General features: G+C 60.0%; 16 protein-coding genes. All 16 read left to right on the forward strand.

Features of this window, described 5'->3' with window-relative positions; genetic code table 11:
* The first annotated feature begins 20 nt into the window (after positions 1-20).
* The 16 genes from rpsO to K1X75_07025 all read left to right on the forward strand — a co-directional run bounded on the left by rpsO (position 21) and on the right by K1X75_07025 (position 19,326).
* Positions 21-287 carry a 30S ribosomal protein S15 gene (gene rpsO / locus K1X75_06950; protein MBX7057789.1) on the forward strand — a complete coding sequence of 89 codons (267 nt, stop codon included), beginning with the start codon at positions 21-23 and terminating at the stop codon, positions 285-287.
* Between the two features lie 47 nt (positions 288-334).
* Positions 335-2,599, forward strand: a complete 2,265-nt coding sequence (pnp, locus tag K1X75_06955; protein MBX7057790.1) for a polyribonucleotide nucleotidyltransferase — start codon at positions 335-337, stop codon at positions 2,597-2,599.
* 7 nt (positions 2,600-2,606) lie between these two features.
* Positions 2,607-3,071 carry a dUTP diphosphatase gene (gene dut / locus K1X75_06960; GenBank protein MBX7057791.1) on the forward strand — a complete coding sequence of 155 codons (465 nt, stop codon included), beginning with the start codon at positions 2,607-2,609 and terminating at the stop codon, positions 3,069-3,071.
* A gap of 62 nt (positions 3,072-3,133) precedes the next feature.
* Positions 3,134-3,739: a hypothetical protein gene (locus K1X75_06965; GenBank protein ID MBX7057792.1), complete on the forward strand. Its 606-nt coding sequence runs from the start codon at positions 3,134-3,136 to the stop codon at positions 3,737-3,739.
* Between the two features lie 605 nt (positions 3,740-4,344).
* Positions 4,345-6,735, forward strand: coding sequence for a cell division protein FtsK (locus tag K1X75_06970; protein MBX7057793.1), 2,391 nt, complete (start codon positions 4,345-4,347; stop codon positions 6,733-6,735).
* A 38-nt stretch (positions 6,736-6,773) separates the two neighbouring features.
* Complete coding sequence (locus K1X75_06975) at positions 6,774-7,511, forward strand: outer membrane lipoprotein carrier protein LolA (GenBank protein ID MBX7057794.1); 738 nt, start codon at positions 6,774-6,776, stop codon at positions 7,509-7,511.
* Positions 7,512-7,530: 19 nt separating this feature from the next.
* A complete protein-coding gene (locus tag K1X75_06980) occupies positions 7,531-8,688 on the forward strand; it encodes a helix-turn-helix domain-containing protein (GenBank protein ID MBX7057795.1) in 1,158 nt (385 codons plus the stop codon).
* 73 nt (positions 8,689-8,761) lie between these two features.
* Positions 8,762-10,090: a MiaB/RimO family radical SAM methylthiotransferase gene (locus tag K1X75_06985; protein ID MBX7057796.1), complete on the forward strand. Its 1,329-nt coding sequence runs from the start codon at positions 8,762-8,764 to the stop codon at positions 10,088-10,090.
* Positions 10,087-10,791 carry a CDP-diacylglycerol--glycerol-3-phosphate 3-phosphatidyltransferase gene (gene pgsA / locus K1X75_06990; protein ID MBX7057797.1) on the forward strand — a complete coding sequence of 235 codons (705 nt, stop codon included), beginning with the start codon at positions 10,087-10,089 and terminating at the stop codon, positions 10,789-10,791. Before K1X75_06985 ends, pgsA begins: the two co-directional genes overlap by 4 nt.
* Positions 10,788-11,810: an anthranilate phosphoribosyltransferase gene (gene trpD / locus K1X75_06995; GenBank protein ID MBX7057798.1), complete on the forward strand. Its 1,023-nt coding sequence runs from the start codon at positions 10,788-10,790 to the stop codon at positions 11,808-11,810. Before pgsA ends, trpD begins: the two co-directional genes overlap by 4 nt.
* Positions 11,811-11,835: 25 nt before the next feature.
* Complete coding sequence (gene yajC / locus K1X75_07000) at positions 11,836-12,285, forward strand: preprotein translocase subunit YajC (protein ID MBX7057799.1); 450 nt, start codon at positions 11,836-11,838, stop codon at positions 12,283-12,285.
* Positions 12,286-12,309: 24 nt separating this feature from the next.
* Entirely contained in the window at positions 12,310-12,873 is a 564-nt protein-coding gene (locus K1X75_07005; protein MBX7057800.1) for a hypothetical protein, read from the forward strand.
* A 37-nt stretch (positions 12,874-12,910) separates the two neighbouring features.
* On the forward strand, positions 12,911-14,851 hold the full coding sequence (gene secD, locus K1X75_07010) for a protein translocase subunit SecD (GenBank protein ID MBX7057801.1): 1,941 nt from the start codon (positions 12,911-12,913) through the stop codon (positions 14,849-14,851).
* Entirely contained in the window at positions 14,848-15,837 is a 990-nt protein-coding gene (secF, locus tag K1X75_07015; GenBank protein MBX7057802.1) for a protein translocase subunit SecF, read from the forward strand. Before secD ends, secF begins: the two co-directional genes overlap by 4 nt.
* Before the next feature lie 17 nt (positions 15,838-15,854).
* The gene (locus tag K1X75_07020) at positions 15,855-17,054 is read left to right on the forward strand and encodes a dihydrofolate reductase family protein (GenBank protein MBX7057803.1); all 1,200 of its coding nucleotides are present in this window, start codon (positions 15,855-15,857) and stop codon (positions 17,052-17,054) included.
* Positions 17,041-19,326, forward strand: a complete 2,286-nt coding sequence (locus tag K1X75_07025; protein MBX7057804.1) for a UvrD-helicase domain-containing protein — start codon at positions 17,041-17,043, stop codon at positions 19,324-19,326. The genes K1X75_07020 and K1X75_07025 overlap by 14 nt, the downstream gene beginning before the upstream one ends.
* Positions 19,327-19,334: the final 8 nt, after the last annotated feature.

Here is a 19,334-nt window from a genome sequence, read left to right on the forward strand (position 1 = left end):
GTGTAAAGTGAAATCGCTGTATGGCAACGCAGACTGTAAAAAAAGAACTGATCAAAGAACACCAGCGCCATGGCAAAGATACCGGCTCCACCGAGGTGCAGGTCGCCCTTCTGACCACGCGTATCCGAGATCTGACTGAGCATTTCAAGACCCACGCTCGCGATCATCATTCGCGCCGCGGATTGCTGAAGCTGGTAGGGCAGCGCCGTCGCCTGCTCGACTATCTGAAGCGCAAGAACGCAGAGCACTACCGGTCGCTGATCCAGCGTCTCGGTATTCGTAAGTAATAACGCAGCTCGGAGTGCAGCGCAGGCTGCCCCGCCACAGGTGTACTATGCCCGTATCACGTACAGAAACCAAAACCGACCGTCAGACTCTGTCTATCGAAACCGGCAACTGGGCCAAGCAGGCCCACGGCGCCGTCGTTTTTCGCACCGGCAAGCTCACGTTGCTGGCTACGGTTTGCGCCGAGAAGGAGCCGCGCGAAGGCCAGGACTTCTTTCCGCTGACCGTCGATTATCGCGAAAAGTTTTACGCCGCCGGCCGTATCCCCGGCGGCTACTTCAAGCGCGAGCAGCGCCCTGCAGAGCATGAGACGCTGATCTCGCGATTGATTGATCGTCCGGTACGACCGCTCTTTCCTGAAGGCTACCTTTCCGAGGTTCAGTTGTTGATTACACAGCTTTCCGCGGACGCCGATTGTTCCGTAGAGGGCCACGCCATTACCGCCGCCAGTGCAGCGCTGATGGCTTCTGATATTCCGTTTCATGGCCCGATCGCCGGCGTGGTAGTGGGTCGCATCAATGGGCAGTTTGTCGCCGATCCATCGCTGAAAGAAAAGGAAGCCAGCGATCTGGAGCTGGTAGTGGCCGGTTCGCAGGACGCCATAACTATGATTGAGGGCGGTTGCCGCGAATTTACCAATGAGGAAATGATTTCCGCCCTGGAATTTGCGCACCAGCGCATTCGTGAGCGGCTCAAGTTTCAGGAGGAGCTGGCCCGGAACAACGGCGCGGCCAAGCGCGAGGTGATTGTACACAAGCCAGACCAGACATTGATGACTGCTGTCCGCGACTATGCCTTTGCCAAACTGGAGTCAGCCAATCGCAATTCGGACAAGATGGGCCGCAGCGAAGGCATATCAGCTGTTTACAAAGAAACGGTGAAGCACTTTCAGGAGAAGCTGGCTTCCGAGAACTTTGTCGGACTGGATCGCGCCGTTAAGGATATCAAAAAATTCCTTCACGAACTGGAGTACGAGGTTGTTCGCAATAATCTCTTTCAGACTGGCAAGCGCGCCGATGGCCGTCGCGCCGACGAGATTCGCGATATCAGCATCGAGCTGGACGTGCTGCCCGGCGCCCATGGCTCCGCGGTCTTCACGCGCGGGCAGACGCAATCGCTGGGCGTGGTAACGCTGGGCACTGCGGCTGACAATCAGCGTTACGAAACTCTGGCCGGCCAGCAAATCCGCACCTTCATGTTGCATTACAATTTCCCGCCCTATTCCACGGGCGAAGTAAAGCGCATGATGGGGCCGGGACGCCGCGAAATCGGCCATGGCAATCTGGCCTTTCGCGGACTGCGCGAGGTGCTCCCAGATCAGAAGGAATTTCCCTACGTAACACGTATTGTTTCGGAGATTCTGGAATCAAACGGCTCTTCATCCATGGCCACGGTATGTTCCGGTTCGCTGGCGATGATGGCGGCGGGAGTACCTGTGCGCGCCGCTGTATCCGGCATTGCCATGGGCATGTTCAGCGACCAGGCCAGCGGCAAACACGCTATTCTCTATGATATCGCCGGCATTGAAGACCATTTTGGCGATATGGACTTCAAGGTAACCGGAACGCGCAAGGGCATTACCGCCTTTCAACTCGATCTAAAGCTAACCGGGATTTCTATTGAGCTGTTGCGCGAGGCGCTGGGCGAAGCGGAGAAGGGTCGTCTGCACATCATGGACAAGATGGATGCGGCCATCAGCAAACCGCGCGATAGCCTGTCGCCAATGGCGCCCCGGATTACACAGATTCGAATCGATCCGGACCGCATTGGCGAGCTGATCGGGCCGGGCGGTAAAATCATCCGCGCTATCATTGAAAAGACCGGCGCCGAAATAAGCGTCGAGGATGACGGCGTGGTCAGCATCTCTTCCGCTTCGGGCGAGGCCAATGACCATGCAAGACGCATGGTTGAAGATATCTTCCGCGACATTCAGGAAGGCGACGAGTACAACGGTATCGTCAAGCGTTTGGTGGATTTTGGCGCGTTCATTGAGATATTCCCGGGTCGCGAGGGTCTGCTGCATATTTCCAAGATGTCTCTGGAGCGGGTGCGTGCAGTGAGCGATGTGATGAAAGAAGGCGATATTGTGCCGGTGATTGTAGCCGGCGTCGATCGTACCGGCCGCATTGACCTGGCGCATAAGGACGTGGGACTGGGCGGCCGGCCGCGCGGCGATCGCGGCGGCGAACACGGCGATCGCGGCGATCGCGGACGTCCGGAGCGCGGCGGTCGCGGTCACAGCGACCGGGGCGGCGGCGGGCGTGGTCACGGAGACCACCGTCGCGGCCGTTCCGATCGCGGCCGTCACAGCTGACTTGACTATGAGCGGCGAGCGGCCTCGCGTTCAGGTCTTTCTGGCGCCAGGCGCGCGACTTCCGGAAAAGGCCACGCCCGGCGCGGCCGCTCTGGACGTTTACGCCTGTCTTCCGCCAGATCTGGAAATTGTCCTGGGTCCTGGCGATCGCATCGACGTGCCGACCGGTCTGTGGTTTGCAATTCCGCCAGGTTATTTGATCTCAGTGCGCGCCCGTTCCGGTCGGGCCTTGCGCGAAGGTATGGCCTTGCCCAACGCGCCTGGCACCATCGACAGCGACTACCGTGGCGAGTTTCGAGTACTGGTTGTCAATCTGGGTCAGGCGCCGCTGCGCATCAAACATGGCGAGCGAATTGCACAGATTCTGCTGGAACGCAGCATTGACTTTGATTGGGAAGAAAGCAAGACGCCTCTGGACCCAGATGCAACGCATCGCGGTGCAGGCGGATTTGGCAGCACCGGACTGGCCTGAATCTTTTCGCAGGCCAGCTCGTTCTGCTTGAACCTTCCGCGGCCGCAACTCATCTAACTGCTATGCGACTGGGCTCTGGCATCCTCGGCCTGCTGCTGTTTGCATCGGCCCCGCTGGCAGCGGCGGGAGAAGCGAGGCCGCAGCGAAGGGCGTCGCTTTCCTACTACTACGGGCAATTCAGCGACACCAATCTGGGCGACATCTTGCTGACTGCAAGCACCGACTATCGCGGCGACTACCTCCATGCATTCAGCTACAGTCGGCCGCTGGCTCTGGACTTGATGGAGTTGCCGCTGGAAGCCGAAGGGCAGGTGGTGCGCCACAGCGGACGCACCACGCACATGGAATTCAACGGCGCCCTGGTTGCTCGCTGGCAATCAAGCGGCGGCGGCTTCAGTCTGGCGGCTGGCGAGGGCCTTTCGCTGGCCACGCGCAATCCCGATCTGGAGAATCCGCGCCGCAGTCCGCTTTCGCCGGGAACGCAATCGGAATACAGTCGCAATTTGCTGAACTTTCTGCTTTTCGAGGCGGAGGCGGCAATTCCGCTCGATGCTTACCAGCCTCGCGTCTTCTTACGCGTGCACCATCGCTCGGGAGGCTACGGTCTGCTCTGTCCGCCAACCTGTGGCAGCAACTACGTAGCCTACGGCCTCCGCTTTTCCCTGTAGTCTGCGTCGCTACGGGCTTACACGGCTGCCCGCTCATCGGGCAGAAAAAGCGCGGCCTGTCTGCAAAAGCCGCCGACATTCCGTTTATGGAGGAAAACCGTCCGCTCTCCGCTACGCCCGCATCTTCTGCTACCGCAACCACGCCCCCCGCGGCCCCAGCATTTCGTAAGTCGGCATTGACCGAGGCCCTTGCAGTAGCGCTGATCATTGCCGGCCTGCTGTCCTTTCTGGCATTGCTCTCCTATCAAGCGCAGATTTCACGCGGCGCCGAACCCTCGGCCGCAGACAATCTGATTGGCAGCGCCGGTCACTGGATGGCCGCCGCCAGCTTCTTCATGCTGGGCAAGTCCTCCTTCTTGCTTGGCCCGTATTTGCTGCTGCTTGGCGCGCTCACGCTCTACCGCGGCGGATTCAGCGATCCGCTTTCGCGGGTGATGGCGCTCCTGACATTGCTGCTTGGCACAGCGCTGGTTGCAGCGCTGGCCTTTGCCGAGGATGGTCGCGCCTCGCAGCGCGCCGGCGGACTGATTGGCCTCAGTGCTGGCGGCGCTCTACAATCGCTCTTTGGTCACTACGGCGCCTTGATCATTGCCGCCGGCGTTCTGATGGGCGGCATTTTCCTGGCAGTCCGAATCCCGGCGCCGGTGGCGCTGCGCAGGGTGCAGCTGTGGCTGCGCGAGACGGGCGAACGACTGCTACAACGCGAGTTGTGGATGGCGCCGGCGCCGACCAGCATAGAGCGCCGCCCGGCTCAACCGCGCGCCGTGCTGGAGCGATCCGAGGCTGAAAACAAGCCATGGATCCAGCGCGTCGAGGATCTGATTGCGCCGCTTGCCCAATCGCCTCCCTCCACGTCCGCGTCCGAGCGCGAGCCGGTCGCCAGCGCGGCGCCTGCTGCAAGCCCTGCGCCGACGCCCCTGTCAGCTTCTCCTGCAGCGCCGCCACTGCGCGCTCCGCGTATGCCGCGGCCGCCGGCGCGCGCGCTACCCGCTACTCCGCCCCGTCCCCTTCAGGCCACAGCCGGCCTGCGCGGGTATTTCAGCGATGATGGCGCTCGTTTTCACTTTGGCGATTTCTCTGGCAATCGGGCGCGGTCATCGCGCCTCCAGTCGCCGCCGCAGCGCTCTTCCCTGATGCGTCCGCTTGATCTGAGCTTGCTGGAGCGCGCCCCGCTGCCGCGGCCTGCGCCTGGCGCCGCGCTGCAGGTGGAGCTGGAAGATAGCGCTACGTGGTTTGAAGCGATTGAGGAATCGAGGCAGGAAGATGTGGCGCGCCAGAGTCGTCAAGGTCTGGCCTCCGTCCCGGCGACGGCCGCTGAGCATGGAGCGCCGTCGAGCCTGAAGGCGGACTTAGAGGAGATGGAAGAGACGGCTGAAGGACAGAGCCCATTCGATTCCTCGACAGCAGTGCAAGTCGAAGAGATGGATGCAATGCCGAGGGTCGAGCTTGCAGCGGCTTTGCCAGGTCCGGAGGAGGCAACACTTGCGCTCCCCGCCGAAGCGCCGCGCCGCGCCATTCAATCGGAACGTTCGCCGGTTGAATCGATGGTTCCGGTCTTGAACCTAAAGGCTCGCGAGTACCGCGTTCCCGGCTCGCTTCTGGGTTCGGCGAAGGGCCGGCCCCCGGAAGACATCTCGCGTGAAATCCAGGAAACGCGCAGTCGTCTGGAGCAAGTCATGCGCGATTACGGCATCCAGGCGCGGGTGGTGGAGATCCAGCGCGGACCAATCATTACGCTTTACGAAGTAAAACTGGAGCCGGGCGTCCGCGTGGCCCGCATCCTTGGAATCGAAGACGAGATCAAGATGAACCTTGAGGCGCCATCGGTGCGCATCATCGCGCCGATCCCCGGCAAAGCTACAGTTGGCGTGGAGATTCCCAATCGCCATCGTGAACCGGTGCTGCTTGGCGATCTGTTGCGCGGCGAGCTGGAGCAACTGAAGTCCCGTCGCGATTTGACCATTGTGGCCGGCAAGAATATCGCCGGCGAAAAGCAATATGTGGATCTTACACGTTTGCCGCACCTGCTGATCGCCGGCGCCACCGGCGCCGGCAAGTCGGTCTACATGAATGCAGTCATTGCCTCGCTGCTCTATACGCGCAGTCCGGAAGATGTTCGCTTCATCATGATTGATCCGAAGATGGTGGAGTTGAAACTCTACGACGGCATACCGCACTTGATCATGCCGGTCATCACCGATGTGCGCCGGGCATCCAAGGCATTGCAATGGTTGCTGGCGGAGATGGAGCGGCGCTATTCGATTCTGGCCCGCTTGAAGTGTCGCGATATTCGTTCCTATAACGATCGCATCGCCGGTCCGCAGGCGCTGCCCGGTCTGGAATCTGGAGAAGGGCGGGCGCGCATGCCCTACATCGTTATGGTCATTGACGAGCTGGCCGATTTGATGATGGTCTCTGCAAAAGATGTCGAAGACTCGATCATTCGTCTGACGCAAAAGGCGCGCGCTGTCGGCATCCATCTGATTATGGCCACGCAGCGTCCTTCGGTGGATGTGATCACGGCCTTGATCAAGGCCAACTGTCCGGCGCGCATCGCTTTTCAGGTGGCGCAGCGTACCGACAGCCGTACCATCCTCGATATGAATGGGGCTGAGACCCTTTTGGGCAAGGGCGATATGCTCTACAAATCGCCGGCATCCACCAGCCTGGTGCGTCTGCAGGCGCCCTTGATTACTGAGGACGAAATTGAAAAAATCGTCCGCGAGACGCGCCGTTTTGGCGAACCAGCCTATGTCGATCTGGATGATGCGCTGGAGGGAGAAGCCGGCGACGATGATTCGGAGATCGATGAGGAGCTATTCCAGCAGGCCTGGCGGGTGGTGGAGGAATCCGGCAAAACCTCGACCTCCTATGTTCAGCGACGACTGCGCATCGGCTACAATCGGGCCGCCAATTTGATTGAAATCATGGAGCAACGCGGCTACCTCAGCCCCGCCCTGGGCAACAAGCCGCGCGAGATTCTCAGAAGGTCTTGACGGAAGCGGCGTGATGCAAGCCCTGGTAGCTTGTTGCAATGCGTCATAAGCCATACATCGTCCTGGGCCTGTTGACGGCGGCGCTGCTCTTATTTGCCGCCTGCCGGCGGGAGGAGCCCATTCTCGCGGACCAGTCCGGTCGTAGCTGGATTGCCCACAAGGATGTGGCCGATCGTGTACAGAACAAGTTTTCGGAGCTGGAAAGTTACCAGGCTCGCTTTTCCATATCAACTACGGAAGGATCGCGCGGCGCCCAGATGAGCGGCCGGATTTTCTATCAGAAGCCAGGCAGGATTCGCTATGAATTCGACCAGCCGGCTGGCAATCTGATTGTTTCCGATGGGCGCATCATGTGGACCTATATTCGGCGTCTGAATGCCGTCGGAAAACAAGAGCTGGATCTACAACGCAACAACCAGAATGACAAGCCAGTGTTCGAAAGCGATGTCGTCACCGGGCTGAGCCGATTGTTTCGCAAGTACCATTACCACTTCGATACGCCTGAGCAGCCGCGCAGCGTAGATGGCAAGAATTACTTCGTCCTGGATCTCGAGCAGCGGGAGAAGATTGGCGGATTTGAACGTATGCGCCTTTTTGTCGATCCAGAGAGCTACCTGATCCAGCGAGCGGAAGGCGCGGATGGTTACGGTAAGAAAAGTGTGATTACCTTTAGCGATATACAGCTCAATCCGCAGATCCCCGGCTCGCTGTTCCAGTACGAGCCGGCTGAAGGCGTCCGGGTGGTGCCCAACCCCCTGGTGCGCGAAGAGCAGTAATCAGGGACGGTATATTTCCATGGTTCTGTCAAAACGAGTAGGCGCAATCTTGCGCGAGGCCCGCGAACTGCGTAAGCTGTCCGTCAAGGATGTGGGCCGCGAAACCAACATCACTCCGCGCTATATTGAAGCGCTGGAAGGCGAGGACTACAGCCAATTTCCTGGCGAAACCTATGCCCTCGGCTTTCTGCGCAACTATGCCGAATATTTGAATCTCGATACCGACCATTTGATCAATCTCTATCGCGGCCATCAAATCGATCTCTCCGAGGCGCCGCTCAAGGAACTGACACGCGCAACCTCGCCGGTACTGCCCTTCTTCAATTTATCTGCTGTCAATCCGCGCTACTGGTATCTGGCTGCCGGCGCTGGCGCACTGATTCTGATCATTGCCAGCTTTGCCAGCGGTTTGATTTCCCTGCCACACTGGTCTTCCTCATCCGGCGGCGGGGCCTACTGCCAGCGCGATGAAGTGACGCCGATCACCTTGCCGCCGCAGGGCTCCTTGCCGCGTGAAGAGCAGCTTTCGCTTTCCAACGCCGTGCGTTTTACAACCGGGGCGCACACTTTGGTACTCTGTCTGGACAAAGTAGAGCGCGGCGCGGACCAGCAGGCAATCGGCGCCTTCCACCTGCGCATCAATGAAGATCACAATTATTCCTTCGAAGCCCGCGAGGGTCAGACCATCACTCTCGACGCCAGCGCTGCGGAACTGGCCGGACTTGATCGACCGGTATTGATTACTCCCGACGTACTTGGCGATGTAAGCGCCCGGGTAGCCATTGAAACCGGCGCTGGCAGCTCTGCCGTAGTTCCTCCGACCGAGAGCGAAACCCCTGAAGGCAATCCGCCCGGGCAGAACAATCCGCCAGGCGGCGGCGGGGATATCCAGGTTACACTGCAGTTTGACAGCGTGAGTTTCCTGTCGTGGGTGGAAGACGGCGCCGCGCATAGCGGTCGGGAGATTGCCGCCGGCGAGCGGCGCACCCTGGAAGCGCGCAACCGCCTTGAGATTCGCATTGGCAATGGCGCCGGCGTACGCATCTTCCGCGAGGGGGCTGCACCAAGGGTTGCCGGACCTCCTGGCAAAATTGTAAATCTGGTTTACCGCCGCGTTCCCCATCCGCTGGATCCTGGCGCCTCGCGTATTGAAGAAAGCATCGAGGTAGTTCAGTAAATTGCTGGCCGGCCCCTGGCAGGTCGTTGAATTACTCCCTGCCAGGCGCTAGAGCCTTGAGACCGGCAGCGCAATGGCGGCCAGCTACTACATTACAACTCTTGGTTGTCCCAAGAACCAGGCTGATTCCAGAGAGATGGATGTCAGCCTGGCCCGGCAGGGTTTTGAACGCGCCACAAGCGCCGACCGAGCGGACCTTCACTTGATCAACAGCTGCGCCTTTATTGAGTCGGCGCGCGTAGAAACAATTCAGATGGTCATGGAGGCGGCGCAACTGAAGCGCAGCCATGGCGCACAGCATCTCGTTCTGGCTGGCTGCTTTGCTGAACGCTATAGCAGCGAGGTGCAGAATGAATTGCCGGAGGTGGACCTCAGCTTTGGAACGGGGATCTACCACCGCGCCGGTGAAATCGTAGCGGAGCGTTTTGGACTGAGCGGCGCCCACAGCATCGATCAGGCTTCGTCGCTTGCCAATTTTCTGCCGACGCGATTCGGTCGACCCTATGCTCCAGTAAAATTGTCCGACGGCTGCGATCGCGGCTGCTCTTTTTGCGCTATCCCGCAATTTCGCGGCCCATTCCGGCAGCGTGAAGAGACCGAAATTCTCGCTGAATGTGCGGCGCTCGTCGAGCGCGGCGTGCGGGAATTGATGCTGGTGAGCCAGGATACAAATCGTTACGGGGGAAGAGATGTGCAGGCGCTGCCGCGCCTGGTCGAAGATATTTCGCAATTGCCGGGCGTGCAATGGCTGCGGCTGCTCTATCTGTATCCCGATGCTCGTACCGAACAATTGCTGCGCGAGCTGGCCCGACGTCGACCTGCGGCGCTGGTTCCTTATCTGGAGACTCCCTTGCAGCATGTTAGCGCGCGCGTTTTGCGCGCCATGCGCCGCTCCGGCGACCGAAACCATTTTGCCGATTTATTTGCCCTGGCCCGGGACCTGTTTGCGGACCTGGAAATTCGCACCAGCTTTCTGGTCGGCTTTCCAGGGGAGGAAGAGGAGGACGTCCAGCAGTTGCTGGAGTTCATTAAGGAAATGCGCCCCGAGAAAATGGCCGTCTTCACCTATAGCCCGGAGGAAGGAAGTCCCGGCTTCGATCTTGGCGATCCGGTGAGCGAGGAGCAAAAGGCCGAGCGCGCCAATCGGCTGCGTCAGGCGCATCTGGCGGTGTTGCGCGAATTGCACGCACAGCGCGTCGGGCGCAGCTACCGTTGTATGGTAGAGAAATCCAGCGGTCAGGAACTGGCCGTCCGGCGGCCGCAGGATGCGCCGGAAGCGGATGAGCTTGTATTCCTCGATCCGGAACCTGGTTTGCGGCCTGGCGATATGGTCGATGTTGAAATCAGCGGCTTCTTTGAATATGACATGAGCGGCAGACTGCTGGCAAGGAGCGCCCGGTGAATCGAATCTGGACGATCCCAAATATTCTGACCTTTCTGCGATTCCTGACAGTTCCGATCTTTATTTTCCTGCTTCTGCAAAAGGACCAGGCCAGTCGTCTCGCCGCCTTTGCACTGTTCGCAGCGGCCAGCATCACCGACTTCATTGACGGCTATCTGGCTCGTCGACTGCGCCAGGAAAGCGAGCTGGGGAAGTTTATGGATCCCCTGGCTGACAAGGCGCTGGTGACTGCGGCGCTCCTGACATTCATCAGCATGTCTGTTCAAGTGCAGATGTGGATGGTGCTTTGTATCATCGGTCGCGATCTATTGATTACCGTACTTCGCTATCTCGCCGTTTATCGCGGGCAGAGCCTGCGCACTTCGCGCTTTGGAAAATTCAAGACAGCCTTTCAGATGTTCAGCATCCTGGCGATCATCATTACGTTCGTGATGATTTCCTATCGCGAGCGCGATGCGATCAATGCCAGCTATGAGGCGGCACAGCTGCAGGGTATCTCGGCCTACGAAGTGGCGCTCGGCAATTTGCGCAATTTCAGCGCTGATCGCGGCGGCGTGGTGTATCAGCTGGCCAGTTTCTCGCCCTATTTCTTGATGCTGTTGACAACCTTCATGACTTTGATCTCCGGCATCCGCTATTTGATTACGAACTACCAGCTATTTCTGCCGCCCTACAATCTTCGACGGAAGACGTCTTCATGAACGAGAGCAGCATCAGCGACATTCTACGTAAATTGATCGCCGGCCAGAATCTGACTGCGGCGGAGGCCAGCGAAGCAATCACGGCAATCATGACTGGCGAAGCCGGCGAAGCGCGGACGGCTGCTTTGCTGACGGCCCTTGCCATGAAAGGCGAAAGCGCCCAGGAGATTGAAGCCTGCGCTCGCGGAATGCGCAGTGCGGCTCTGACCTGGAGCGGCGGGGCGCCGCCGCTGCTACTGGATACCTGCGGAACGGGCGGCGACCGTAGCGGAACGCTCAATATATCTACGCTGGCTGCCCTGTGCCTGGCGGCGATGGATCTGCCCGTTGCCAAGCATGGCAATCGCGCTGTATCCAGCAGTACCGGCAGCGCTGACCTTCTGGAAGAGCTGGGCGTTCGTCTGGCAATGAATCCAGAGGAGTGTGTGCAAAGCCTTGCCAGCGCAAAGATCTGTTTCCTGTTTGCGCAGGCCTGGCACCCGGCGATGAAGTACGCCGCCCCGGTGCGGCGCGCGCTCGGTGTTCGCACTATTTTCAATCTGCTTGGACCACTGACCAATCCGGCGCCAATTACGCACCAGGTGGTTGGCGTTTTCGACGCCCGATTTGCGACTCCCCTGGCCGAGGCGCTGGCGATGCTTGGTCGTCGCGGCGCCTTCGTGGTCCATGCGCTGGATGGATTGGATGAGATCAGTCCGGCAGTGGAAACGGATTACATACGAATCGAAGATGGCAAGGTCCTGGAGCGCGGCCGGATTGCGCCGGAGGATTTTGGCCTGGTCCGTTACAGTCTTGATCAAATCCGGGCCGGCGATCGCGCCCATGCCCTGCTGCGCGCACGCGCTATTCTAAACGGTCACGGCAGCGATGCGGAAAATGCAACCGTGGCAATGAATACAGCAGTCGCGCTTTGCGCGGCCAGGGTCAGTTCTGGATGGAAGGAAGCTGCGGATCGGGCGATGGCGACGTTGCAGAGCGGCGCCGGCGCCGCCGTACTGGAGCGCTGGATTCAGCAGTAGCGGCCTGCGTCTTTGGTCGCCTTTTGTGTGGACAGTCGCAGCCCAGGCGCAGACGCTGCCGCGCATGGATATGCTCGAGTACATCGCCCAGCAGTCGGCTAGCGCGCCGACCCCTTCGAGCGGCGCTCAGCAGGCGCCAGCGCCTGGCTCTCAAAGCCCCTTTGGCTTTGGCGATCCTTTCTTCTTTGTCGTGATTGGCGGCCTCTTCTTGTTCATGTGGCTCTTTGTGATGCGGCCGCAGCGCAAAGAGGAGAAGCGGAAAAAGGAGATGCTGTCGCTTTTGAAGAAGGGCGATCGCGTAGTGACTACTGCCGGTATTCTGGGGTCCGTCGCCAATGTAAAAGATGAAACCGTCACGCTCAATGTGGGCGATGGCGCACGCATTGAATTTCTCCGGTCGGCAATCAGTTCCGTGGTAAGTGAGAACGGAACTGCGGTTGAAGTCGCCGATTCAAAGCCGGCGAAAAAGAAGTAAACGCTTCCTTAAGAACGGGAATCCATGAAGGCCTACCTTCTGCGACTGACTTTGCTGCTGAGCTTGCTCTTGGGGCCAGGGATTGTGGCGCAGGCGCCGTCGGAAGATAAGCCTGCAGGCGCCCCCGTCGAGTCTCCAGTAGCGGCCCCTGCGCCTGCGGCGCCTGCGCCAGCGACGCGCCCGGCTGCACCGCCGCAGCAGAAGCAGCCGGAGCGGCGCGAGGTTCGCCCGCCTGCGGCCCCGCGGCCGCAGCAGGCGGCTGCGCCGAGCCCCGCGTCGCCAGATGCCGGCGGAAATGCGCCGGTCGGCGTGCTCAATGAGCTGCCCGATCTGGACTTCGGTTTCATCCCGGGCTATGAAGCCGCGGCGCGCGAAAGCTTCTCGATCCCCGAGGGCGCCGAAGCGGCCGACCCAGGCCCCGCGCAAGCTGAGCAAAGCTCGCCGCCGCAGCCTCGCGGTCCCGGATTCTTTTCCCGGCTCTGGGACAAATTCGGCGCCGACAAAACTTATCTGAATCTTCTGCTGGTTGTGGGCGCGATCATACTGTTCATATTCTACCGGCTGCGCGGCGGCCGCGGACGCCCCTGAATTTCCTCCAATCCCGTGGAAGGATAGCTCCTGGACCATGAATGAAAAAAGTGATCTGATTTTTCGCAGTGTACTGGCCGGCGTGGTTGTGCTGATCTCCATTCTGCTGCTGCTGCCCAACTTCGCCACCCAGCAACTGGCCATCGCCTTTCGCAGTTACTACCGCGATGCTGCGGGGCAGCGCGTTGAGGTAAGCGCCGCGGAGGTGCAGGATTTTGTTCAGGACCGCGAGAACGGTTTACGCCTCTACTTTCCCGGGGCGGAATGTCTCCCCGCCGCCGAAGGCGCCTATGGCGCCGAGCGGCGATGTGTGCTCAGCGGTCGCTTCATTACCAGCGCTCGTATCAATGAATTGGTTCAGGCCTTTCCGAACCTGATCGATGAACGGGATACGAAATTGCTGCCTCACTGGAGCGAGCGCCTGACCGGCTTCTGGACGGAACGCGGATTTCGCGATTTGCGCATCAAGCTTGGCCTGGACTTGCAGGGCGGTATGCGCGCCGTATTTCGCGCCGATTTTGAATCCTATCTGCAGCGGATTCGCGAAAAGAATGAGCCGGAAATCCGCCGCGTCAGCGATCGTTTGTCACAGCCTGGCATTGACGCCGAAGAAAAGAAGGAACTCAGCAATCGCCTCGCCGTTTTACAGTCTGAATTGAATCTCGATGCCGGCCGTCGTCTGGAGCTGCTGCGTGAAGCAAAGACGATTATCGACAAGCGACTGGCCGCCCAGGGACTGACCGAGCCTGAGGTGCGCGCCCAACCGGAGAGCGAGAGTATCGCCGTCGATATGCCGGGCGCCGCTAACTCTTCGGAGGTACTGGAACGTATCAAGGACACGACGACGGTTGAATATCGAATTGTAAACGACGACGCAACAAATCGGGTTAACAGTGCGCCGGAAAGCGCAGCCGCCCTGCGCAGTCTGCGCCAGATCTACGCCAGCGGTCGGGTCGACAGCTTTGAGGTGAATCAAATTCTGGCCGATACCGCAGCTAAGGCCGGCATCAAAGCGGACGAGGGTCGGCTCTTTTTGCTGTGGCGTCGTCCGCCAGGCATCGAGGGTCGGGCTGCCGTGCCGCTGGAATTTCGAGTTCTTGGACCGCCGGTGATGGACGGTTCGGATATGTCATACGCCGATGCGGCGGTTGGTCAAAATTCCGGCTACTACGAGATTCATTTTCGCCTGACCGCCGCCGGCGCGGAGCGGTTTGGCGACATTACTGCCCAGAACGTCAACAAGCAGCTGGCCATCCTGTGGGGCGATCGCGTAGTCTCCGATCCCAACATCAGAGGACCGATCTATGGCGGCAGCGGCCAGATCACCGGCGACTTTGATCAAGCCGAGGCCTCCGAAATTTCCGGAGTGATACGCGAGGGCGCATTGCCGATGCCGCTGGAAGTGATTTCGGTTTCCTTTGTCGGCCCAAGCCTGGGACAGGAGTCCATCGTCAACGGCGTCATTTCCATTGTGCTGGGCTTCATCGTTGTAGTGCTTTTCATGCTCGGCTACTACAAGTGGTCAGGGGCCGTAGCGGTTGTGGCGCTTTTTCTGAACCTGGTAATTATGACGGCGGTGCTCAGTTTGCTTGGCTTTACGCTGACTCTGCCCGGATTTGCCGGCGCCATTCTGACCGTCGGTATGGCCGTCGATGCCAATGTAATCATCTATGAAAAGATCAAGGAAGACCTGCGCGCTGGCAAGGCAGCCTCGGTTGCCGTGGACAGCGGCTTCAAATCTTCGCTCTGGACGATTCTTGATTCAAACATAACAACCTTGATCGCTGCCCTGGTGCTGTCGCGAAGCGAGGATGGGCCGATCATCGGCTTTGCCATCGTGCTTTTCTTTGGCCTGATTACTTCGATGTTTACGGCGCTCTTTGTATCCAGGCTGATCTTCAGCTGGATTCAGCAGTTGAGCGCTTTCCGCCGGCTCTCCATCGGCTACGGCTTTGCCCGCCAGGGAGGCGGAAGATGATCCAGTTCTCGCGCTTTCGTTTGCTGTTCATTCTGGTTTCAACAATTGGCATCGTTTCCTTGCTGGCAACGACCTATATCCATTTTGGCGGATTCAAGCAGTCGATCAGCTTCAATGGCGGCATTCGCTTCTCCATGATCCTTCCGGCTGGAATGAACAAGGATTCCCTGGAAGCGGCGTTCACCAGGGCCGGTTACAAGCCTGATCAAGTGCGCGTGACGGATTTGATTGGCAATAAGTACGACGTGGAGCTGGGCCCGGCGCTGCGCGACCAGGTAGCAGCCCGTCTGAAGCAAGAAGAGCGAGAGCGCGATGCACAGGCCGAGATTTTGCGCCGCGCTGGCAAGCCGATCCCGGCGGAGCTGCGTCGCTCCTACAATGTGCTCGATGTGATCGAAAGCGCAGCGCTGGCCGAGCTCAAGCTGGAGCCTCAGGTCATTCAGTCGCGCGAAACGATCGCCGCGAGTTATGGCGAAAATCTGACCGAAATGGCCATCGGGCTTCTGGGTTTCACCTTTGCCGGCATTGGCATCTATCTGACATTCCGATTCCGCTTCGCCTTTGCGCTGGGCGCCTCGCTGGCGCTGCTACACGACCTGTTCTTTACCATTGGATTTATTGGCGTGATGCGCATTGAGCCCAGTATTCCGGTACTGGCCGGCGTTTTGACGGTCATCGGCTATTCGATCAATGACACGATCGTGATTTTCGATCGTATTCGCGAGACAGCCGAGGACCACGCTCAGGCGACAGTCAAGGCGACTATGAACCTGGCAATTACCCAGACCCTGTCGCGAACGACGATCACCTCGCTGTTGACCCTGCTGGCGGTGCTGGCCCTGCTTCTGGGCGGCGCGCAGACGTTGATTGATTTTGGACTGGTGATTGCCTTCGGCATTGTTGTTGGAACCTATTCGTCGATCTTCATTGCCGCCCACTTTGTTCAGTACTACGAAGAATTCCGGGCGCGCCTGCGGGGCGCCTGATCGCACTGCGGCTACTATTGCAGACCGCGCTGCAGGAGCTGGCGCGGCAGTCGCTGCTGGCCATGGGAAGAAGCGCGCCCAACCCGCCGGTGGCGGCGGTTGTGTTGGAGCGTTGCGGCAGATCCTGGTCCCAGGCTGCAGCCGGCGCGACCGAGCCGCCTGGCAGTCGCCATGCCGAGATTGTCGCGCTGGATCGTCTGACTGCACACAGGCCGCCGTTTGGTGCAGAGCCTGATGCGCTGCGCATGTATGTGACCCTCGAACCCTGCACGCACACCGGCCGGACGCCGCCCTGCACGCGTCGCATCCTCGCCACGGACGCTCTCCATACGCTGCGCGCCGGCTGCCGCGACGCAAGCCTCGCGATTTCCGGCATCGAGCAGCTGCAAAGCGCTGGTCGCCGCGCCGCTATCTGGCCGCCCCTGGCGCGACTGGCCGACGACTTCCTGGCCGGATTTGTTTCGCGCAGCAGCGGGCAGGGGCCGCGCCTGCATCTCAAAGCGGCGATCGATAGCGCCGGTCGCATGGGCAGACGCAGCGCCAGGCAGAGGATCAGCGGGCCGGCAGCTACGGCCTTCGTACATGCCCTGCGCTCCAGAATGGATGCTGTGGTCGTCGGTCCCGGCACAATTGTTTACGATCGTCCGCAGCTCAACGTACGCTCTGCTGATGCGGAGGCTCTAAGCCAGGCGGCCGAAGGCGCAAGATCCGGTCGCGATTGGCTGAGCGCTTCGATTGTGGCGCACTGTGCGATGCTGCTTCAGTCGCCGCTCCAGCAACCGCGTCGCTTCTTCTTGCTTGGCGATTTTTTTCAAGATGCCGCCGTCTGGCTGCGCATGCAGGCGGCATTGCCTGGGCCAGCGCCGCACTATGCGCTGCTGGAAAACGGCGATCGGCGCTGGCTGACGCTGGCCGCCGACTGCTCTACTTTGCCAGCGGTGCGCGATGCGCAATTCCCTGCCGCCTTGCGCTCCTGGCTGACGGCGGCCGGCTGCAATGATGCGCTGATCGAATGTGGACCGGGTCTGCTGCGCGCCCTGCGGCCTTCCATGCAGCGCTGCGATCGGCTGCTTCTGCTGGAATCAAGGCTGGTCGCTGATCCTGGGCCTGAGGCCGATGCCATCTACGCGCCTCGGGAAATGCTGGAGGGCCTGCGCCGCTTTGCGGATGTTCGCTGGCGGGAAGACGAGTTGAGTCTCTGGCATGTCGCTGACTGAGAAAATCAAAGCGGAGCTAATCCGCGGACTGAATGATGTCCAACGCGCCGCTGTAGAACACGGCGAGGGGCCGCTGTTGATAGTTGCCGGCGCCGGCTCCGGCAAGACGCGAGTCATCACACATCGCATCGCCTATCTGGCGCGCATCCACAATGTCGCGCCCTGGCGGATTGTAGCGGTAACCTTTACTAACAAGGCAGCCGGCGAGATGCGCGAACGCCTGGCCTCGATCATGGGGCCAATGGCCGAAAATGTCTTTGTACGCACCTTCCACTCCCTGGGCCTCTATCTGATCAGTCGCAACGCCGATCGCCTGGGTCTGAAGTCATCCTTTAGCGTTCTCGACCAATCCGCGCAGACCACGCTGCTCAAGACGGTGATGAAAGATCTCAAAATGAACGACGGAGGATTGACGCCGCAGGCGGCGGCCCAGGCTATCAATCGCGCCCGCGACGCCTACCAGTCCCCGGAAGACGGCGGGACCGACGCCTTTTATGGATCGCGCATTGCCGAGATCTATCGCGAATATCGCAAGCGGCTGCGTGCAGCAAACGCCGTGGACTTCGGCGATCTGCAGTATGAAGCGGTACGACTTCTGGAGCAACATGAGGACCTTCTGGCCTACTATCAAAATCTCTGGCGCTATCTGCTGATTGATGAATACCAGGATACAAATCGCGTGCAGTACCTGCTGGGTCGGATGCTGGCAGCGTCGCGGCCTAACATACTGGCCGTCGGCGACGATGATCAATCGATCTATTCCTGGCGCGGCGCAGACATCAGCAATATTCTGAATTTTCAGAAGGACTATCCTTCAGCGCGCTTGTTACGCTTGGAGGAGAACTACCGCAGCACCCCCGAGATCCTGCGGGCCGCTTCGACGCTGATCGCGCACAATCGACAGCGTCATGAGAAAACGCTTTATACGCAGCGCGAGTCCGGAGATCGACTGCGCTACCAGAGCTACGAGGACGAGGAAGGAGAGGCGCGGGCGATTGTCAGCATGTTGCGAAGTTTACGCTCGCAGGGCCGCGCCTACCGCGAGATGGCGGTCTTTTACCGAACCAACGCCCAGTCGCGCGCATTGGAAAAGTCGCTGCAGGATGACAACATTCCCTACGTTCTGGTTGGCGACATTCGTTTTTATGAACGCAAGGAGATCAAGGACTTGTTGGCCTACCTTTCGGTCGCAGTCAATCCGGCAGACGACCTCAGCCTGGAGCGCATCCTGAATACGCCGCCGCGGGGCGCCGGTGAAACCACGCTCGACAAATTGCGCGCCTTTGCCGCGCGCGAGGGACTTTCGTTGCTGGCAGCGCTGGGGCGCGTTGGCGAGCTGCCCGGCATTCGCGCCGCTGGCAAGCTTGTAGCGCTGTCACGTCGCTTTGCAGACTGGACCCAGGCCGCAGGCGATCCCGCGCTGGAGGCCCCGGCCAGCCTCGCCGAACGAATCCTGCGCGAAAGCGGCTACGAGGAATGGCTGGAAAACGATAGCAGCCATGACGCTCCGGGCCGCCTGGAAAACCTGCGCGAATTTCTGGCCGGCGTAGAACGCTTTCAAAAGGACTGGCTGGCCACGCCGCAACTGGTGCAAGATCAGAACGTTGATCCGGCATCCTTCGTTCCCGATCAGGCGCGCCAGTCGCCGCCGATGCTTCGCGACTACCTGCAGCGCATCGCTCTGTATACCTCCGATGTGGAAGGCCGTAGTGCAGACGGAGGTGAGAGCGTTTTCTTGATGACTTTGCATAATGCCAAGGGTCTGGAATTTCCTGTGGTTTTCATTGCCGGCCTGGAAGAGGGCTACATTCCACATGCCCTGGCGGTGGAGGAGGGCGGCTTAGAGGAAGAACGTCGCCTGCTCTATGTAGGGCTGACGCGAGCGCGCGAACAACTCTTCCTGAGCGGCGCCCGGCGACGCCTGGTCTTTGGCGGCTACGAAAACAGAGCGACATCGCGTTTCTTGCGCGAAGTGGATAGTAGGGTCTTCGTATCACGACCCGGACTGGAAGAGTTGCACTCCTCGCCGCCGGAAGGACCGCCGCGCGCTGCAGCGGGCGGCACAATGCACTGGCGGGGCAAGAGCCAACAACGCACGGACCTGCGTCAGTATCGCGTCGGCGAGCGCGTCGTCCACCAGCGCTATGGTCCGGGGGCCATTCTCAGCGCCGAAGCGGCGCCGGTTGGCCAGAAGGTCTGCATACTGTTTGACGCGGAGCAGCGTGAGCGCTATTTTCTGACCGCTTACACGCCGCTGCGGCCGGAAAAGTGACGGCGAGG

Source organism: Leptospirales bacterium (genome assembly GCA_019694655.1).
Classification (GTDB): Bacteria; Spirochaetota; Leptospiria; order Leptospirales; family Leptonemataceae; genus SSF53.

Bases quoted from the DNA above. Each gene is read 5' to 3' on its own strand.
- secF (MBX7057802.1), top strand. From the start codon at position 14,848: ATGATCCAGTTCTCGCGCTTTCGTTTGCTGTTCATTCTGGTTTCAACA.
- pnp (MBX7057790.1), top strand. From the start codon at position 335: ATGCCCGTATCACGTACAGAAACCAAAACCGACCGTCAGACTCTGTCT.
- K1X75_06970 (MBX7057793.1), top strand. From the start codon at position 4,345: ATGGGCGGCATTTTCCTGGCAGTCCGAATCCCGGCGCCGGTGGCGCTG.
- rpsO (MBX7057789.1), top strand. From the start codon at position 21: ATGGCAACGCAGACTGTAAAAAAAGAACTGATCAAAGAACACCAGCGC.
- K1X75_06980 (MBX7057795.1), top strand. From the start codon at position 7,531: ATGGTTCTGTCAAAACGAGTAGGCGCAATCTTGCGCGAGGCCCGCGAA.
- K1X75_07025 (MBX7057804.1), top strand. From the start codon at position 17,041: ATGTCGCTGACTGAGAAAATCAAAGCGGAGCTAATCCGCGGACTGAAT.
- dut (MBX7057791.1), top strand. From the start codon at position 2,607: ATGAGCGGCGAGCGGCCTCGCGTTCAGGTCTTTCTGGCGCCAGGCGCG.
- K1X75_06965 (MBX7057792.1), top strand. From the start codon at position 3,134: ATGCGACTGGGCTCTGGCATCCTCGGCCTGCTGCTGTTTGCATCGGCC.
- trpD (MBX7057798.1), top strand. From the start codon at position 10,788: ATGAACGAGAGCAGCATCAGCGACATTCTACGTAAATTGATCGCCGGC.
- K1X75_07005 (MBX7057800.1), top strand. From the start codon at position 12,310: ATGAAGGCCTACCTTCTGCGACTGACTTTGCTGCTGAGCTTGCTCTTG.
- secD (MBX7057801.1), top strand. From the start codon at position 12,911: ATGAATGAAAAAAGTGATCTGATTTTTCGCAGTGTACTGGCCGGCGTG.
- K1X75_06985 (MBX7057796.1), top strand. From the start codon at position 8,762: ATGGCGGCCAGCTACTACATTACAACTCTTGGTTGTCCCAAGAACCAG.
- K1X75_06975 (MBX7057794.1), top strand. From the start codon at position 6,774: ATGCGTCATAAGCCATACATCGTCCTGGGCCTGTTGACGGCGGCGCTG.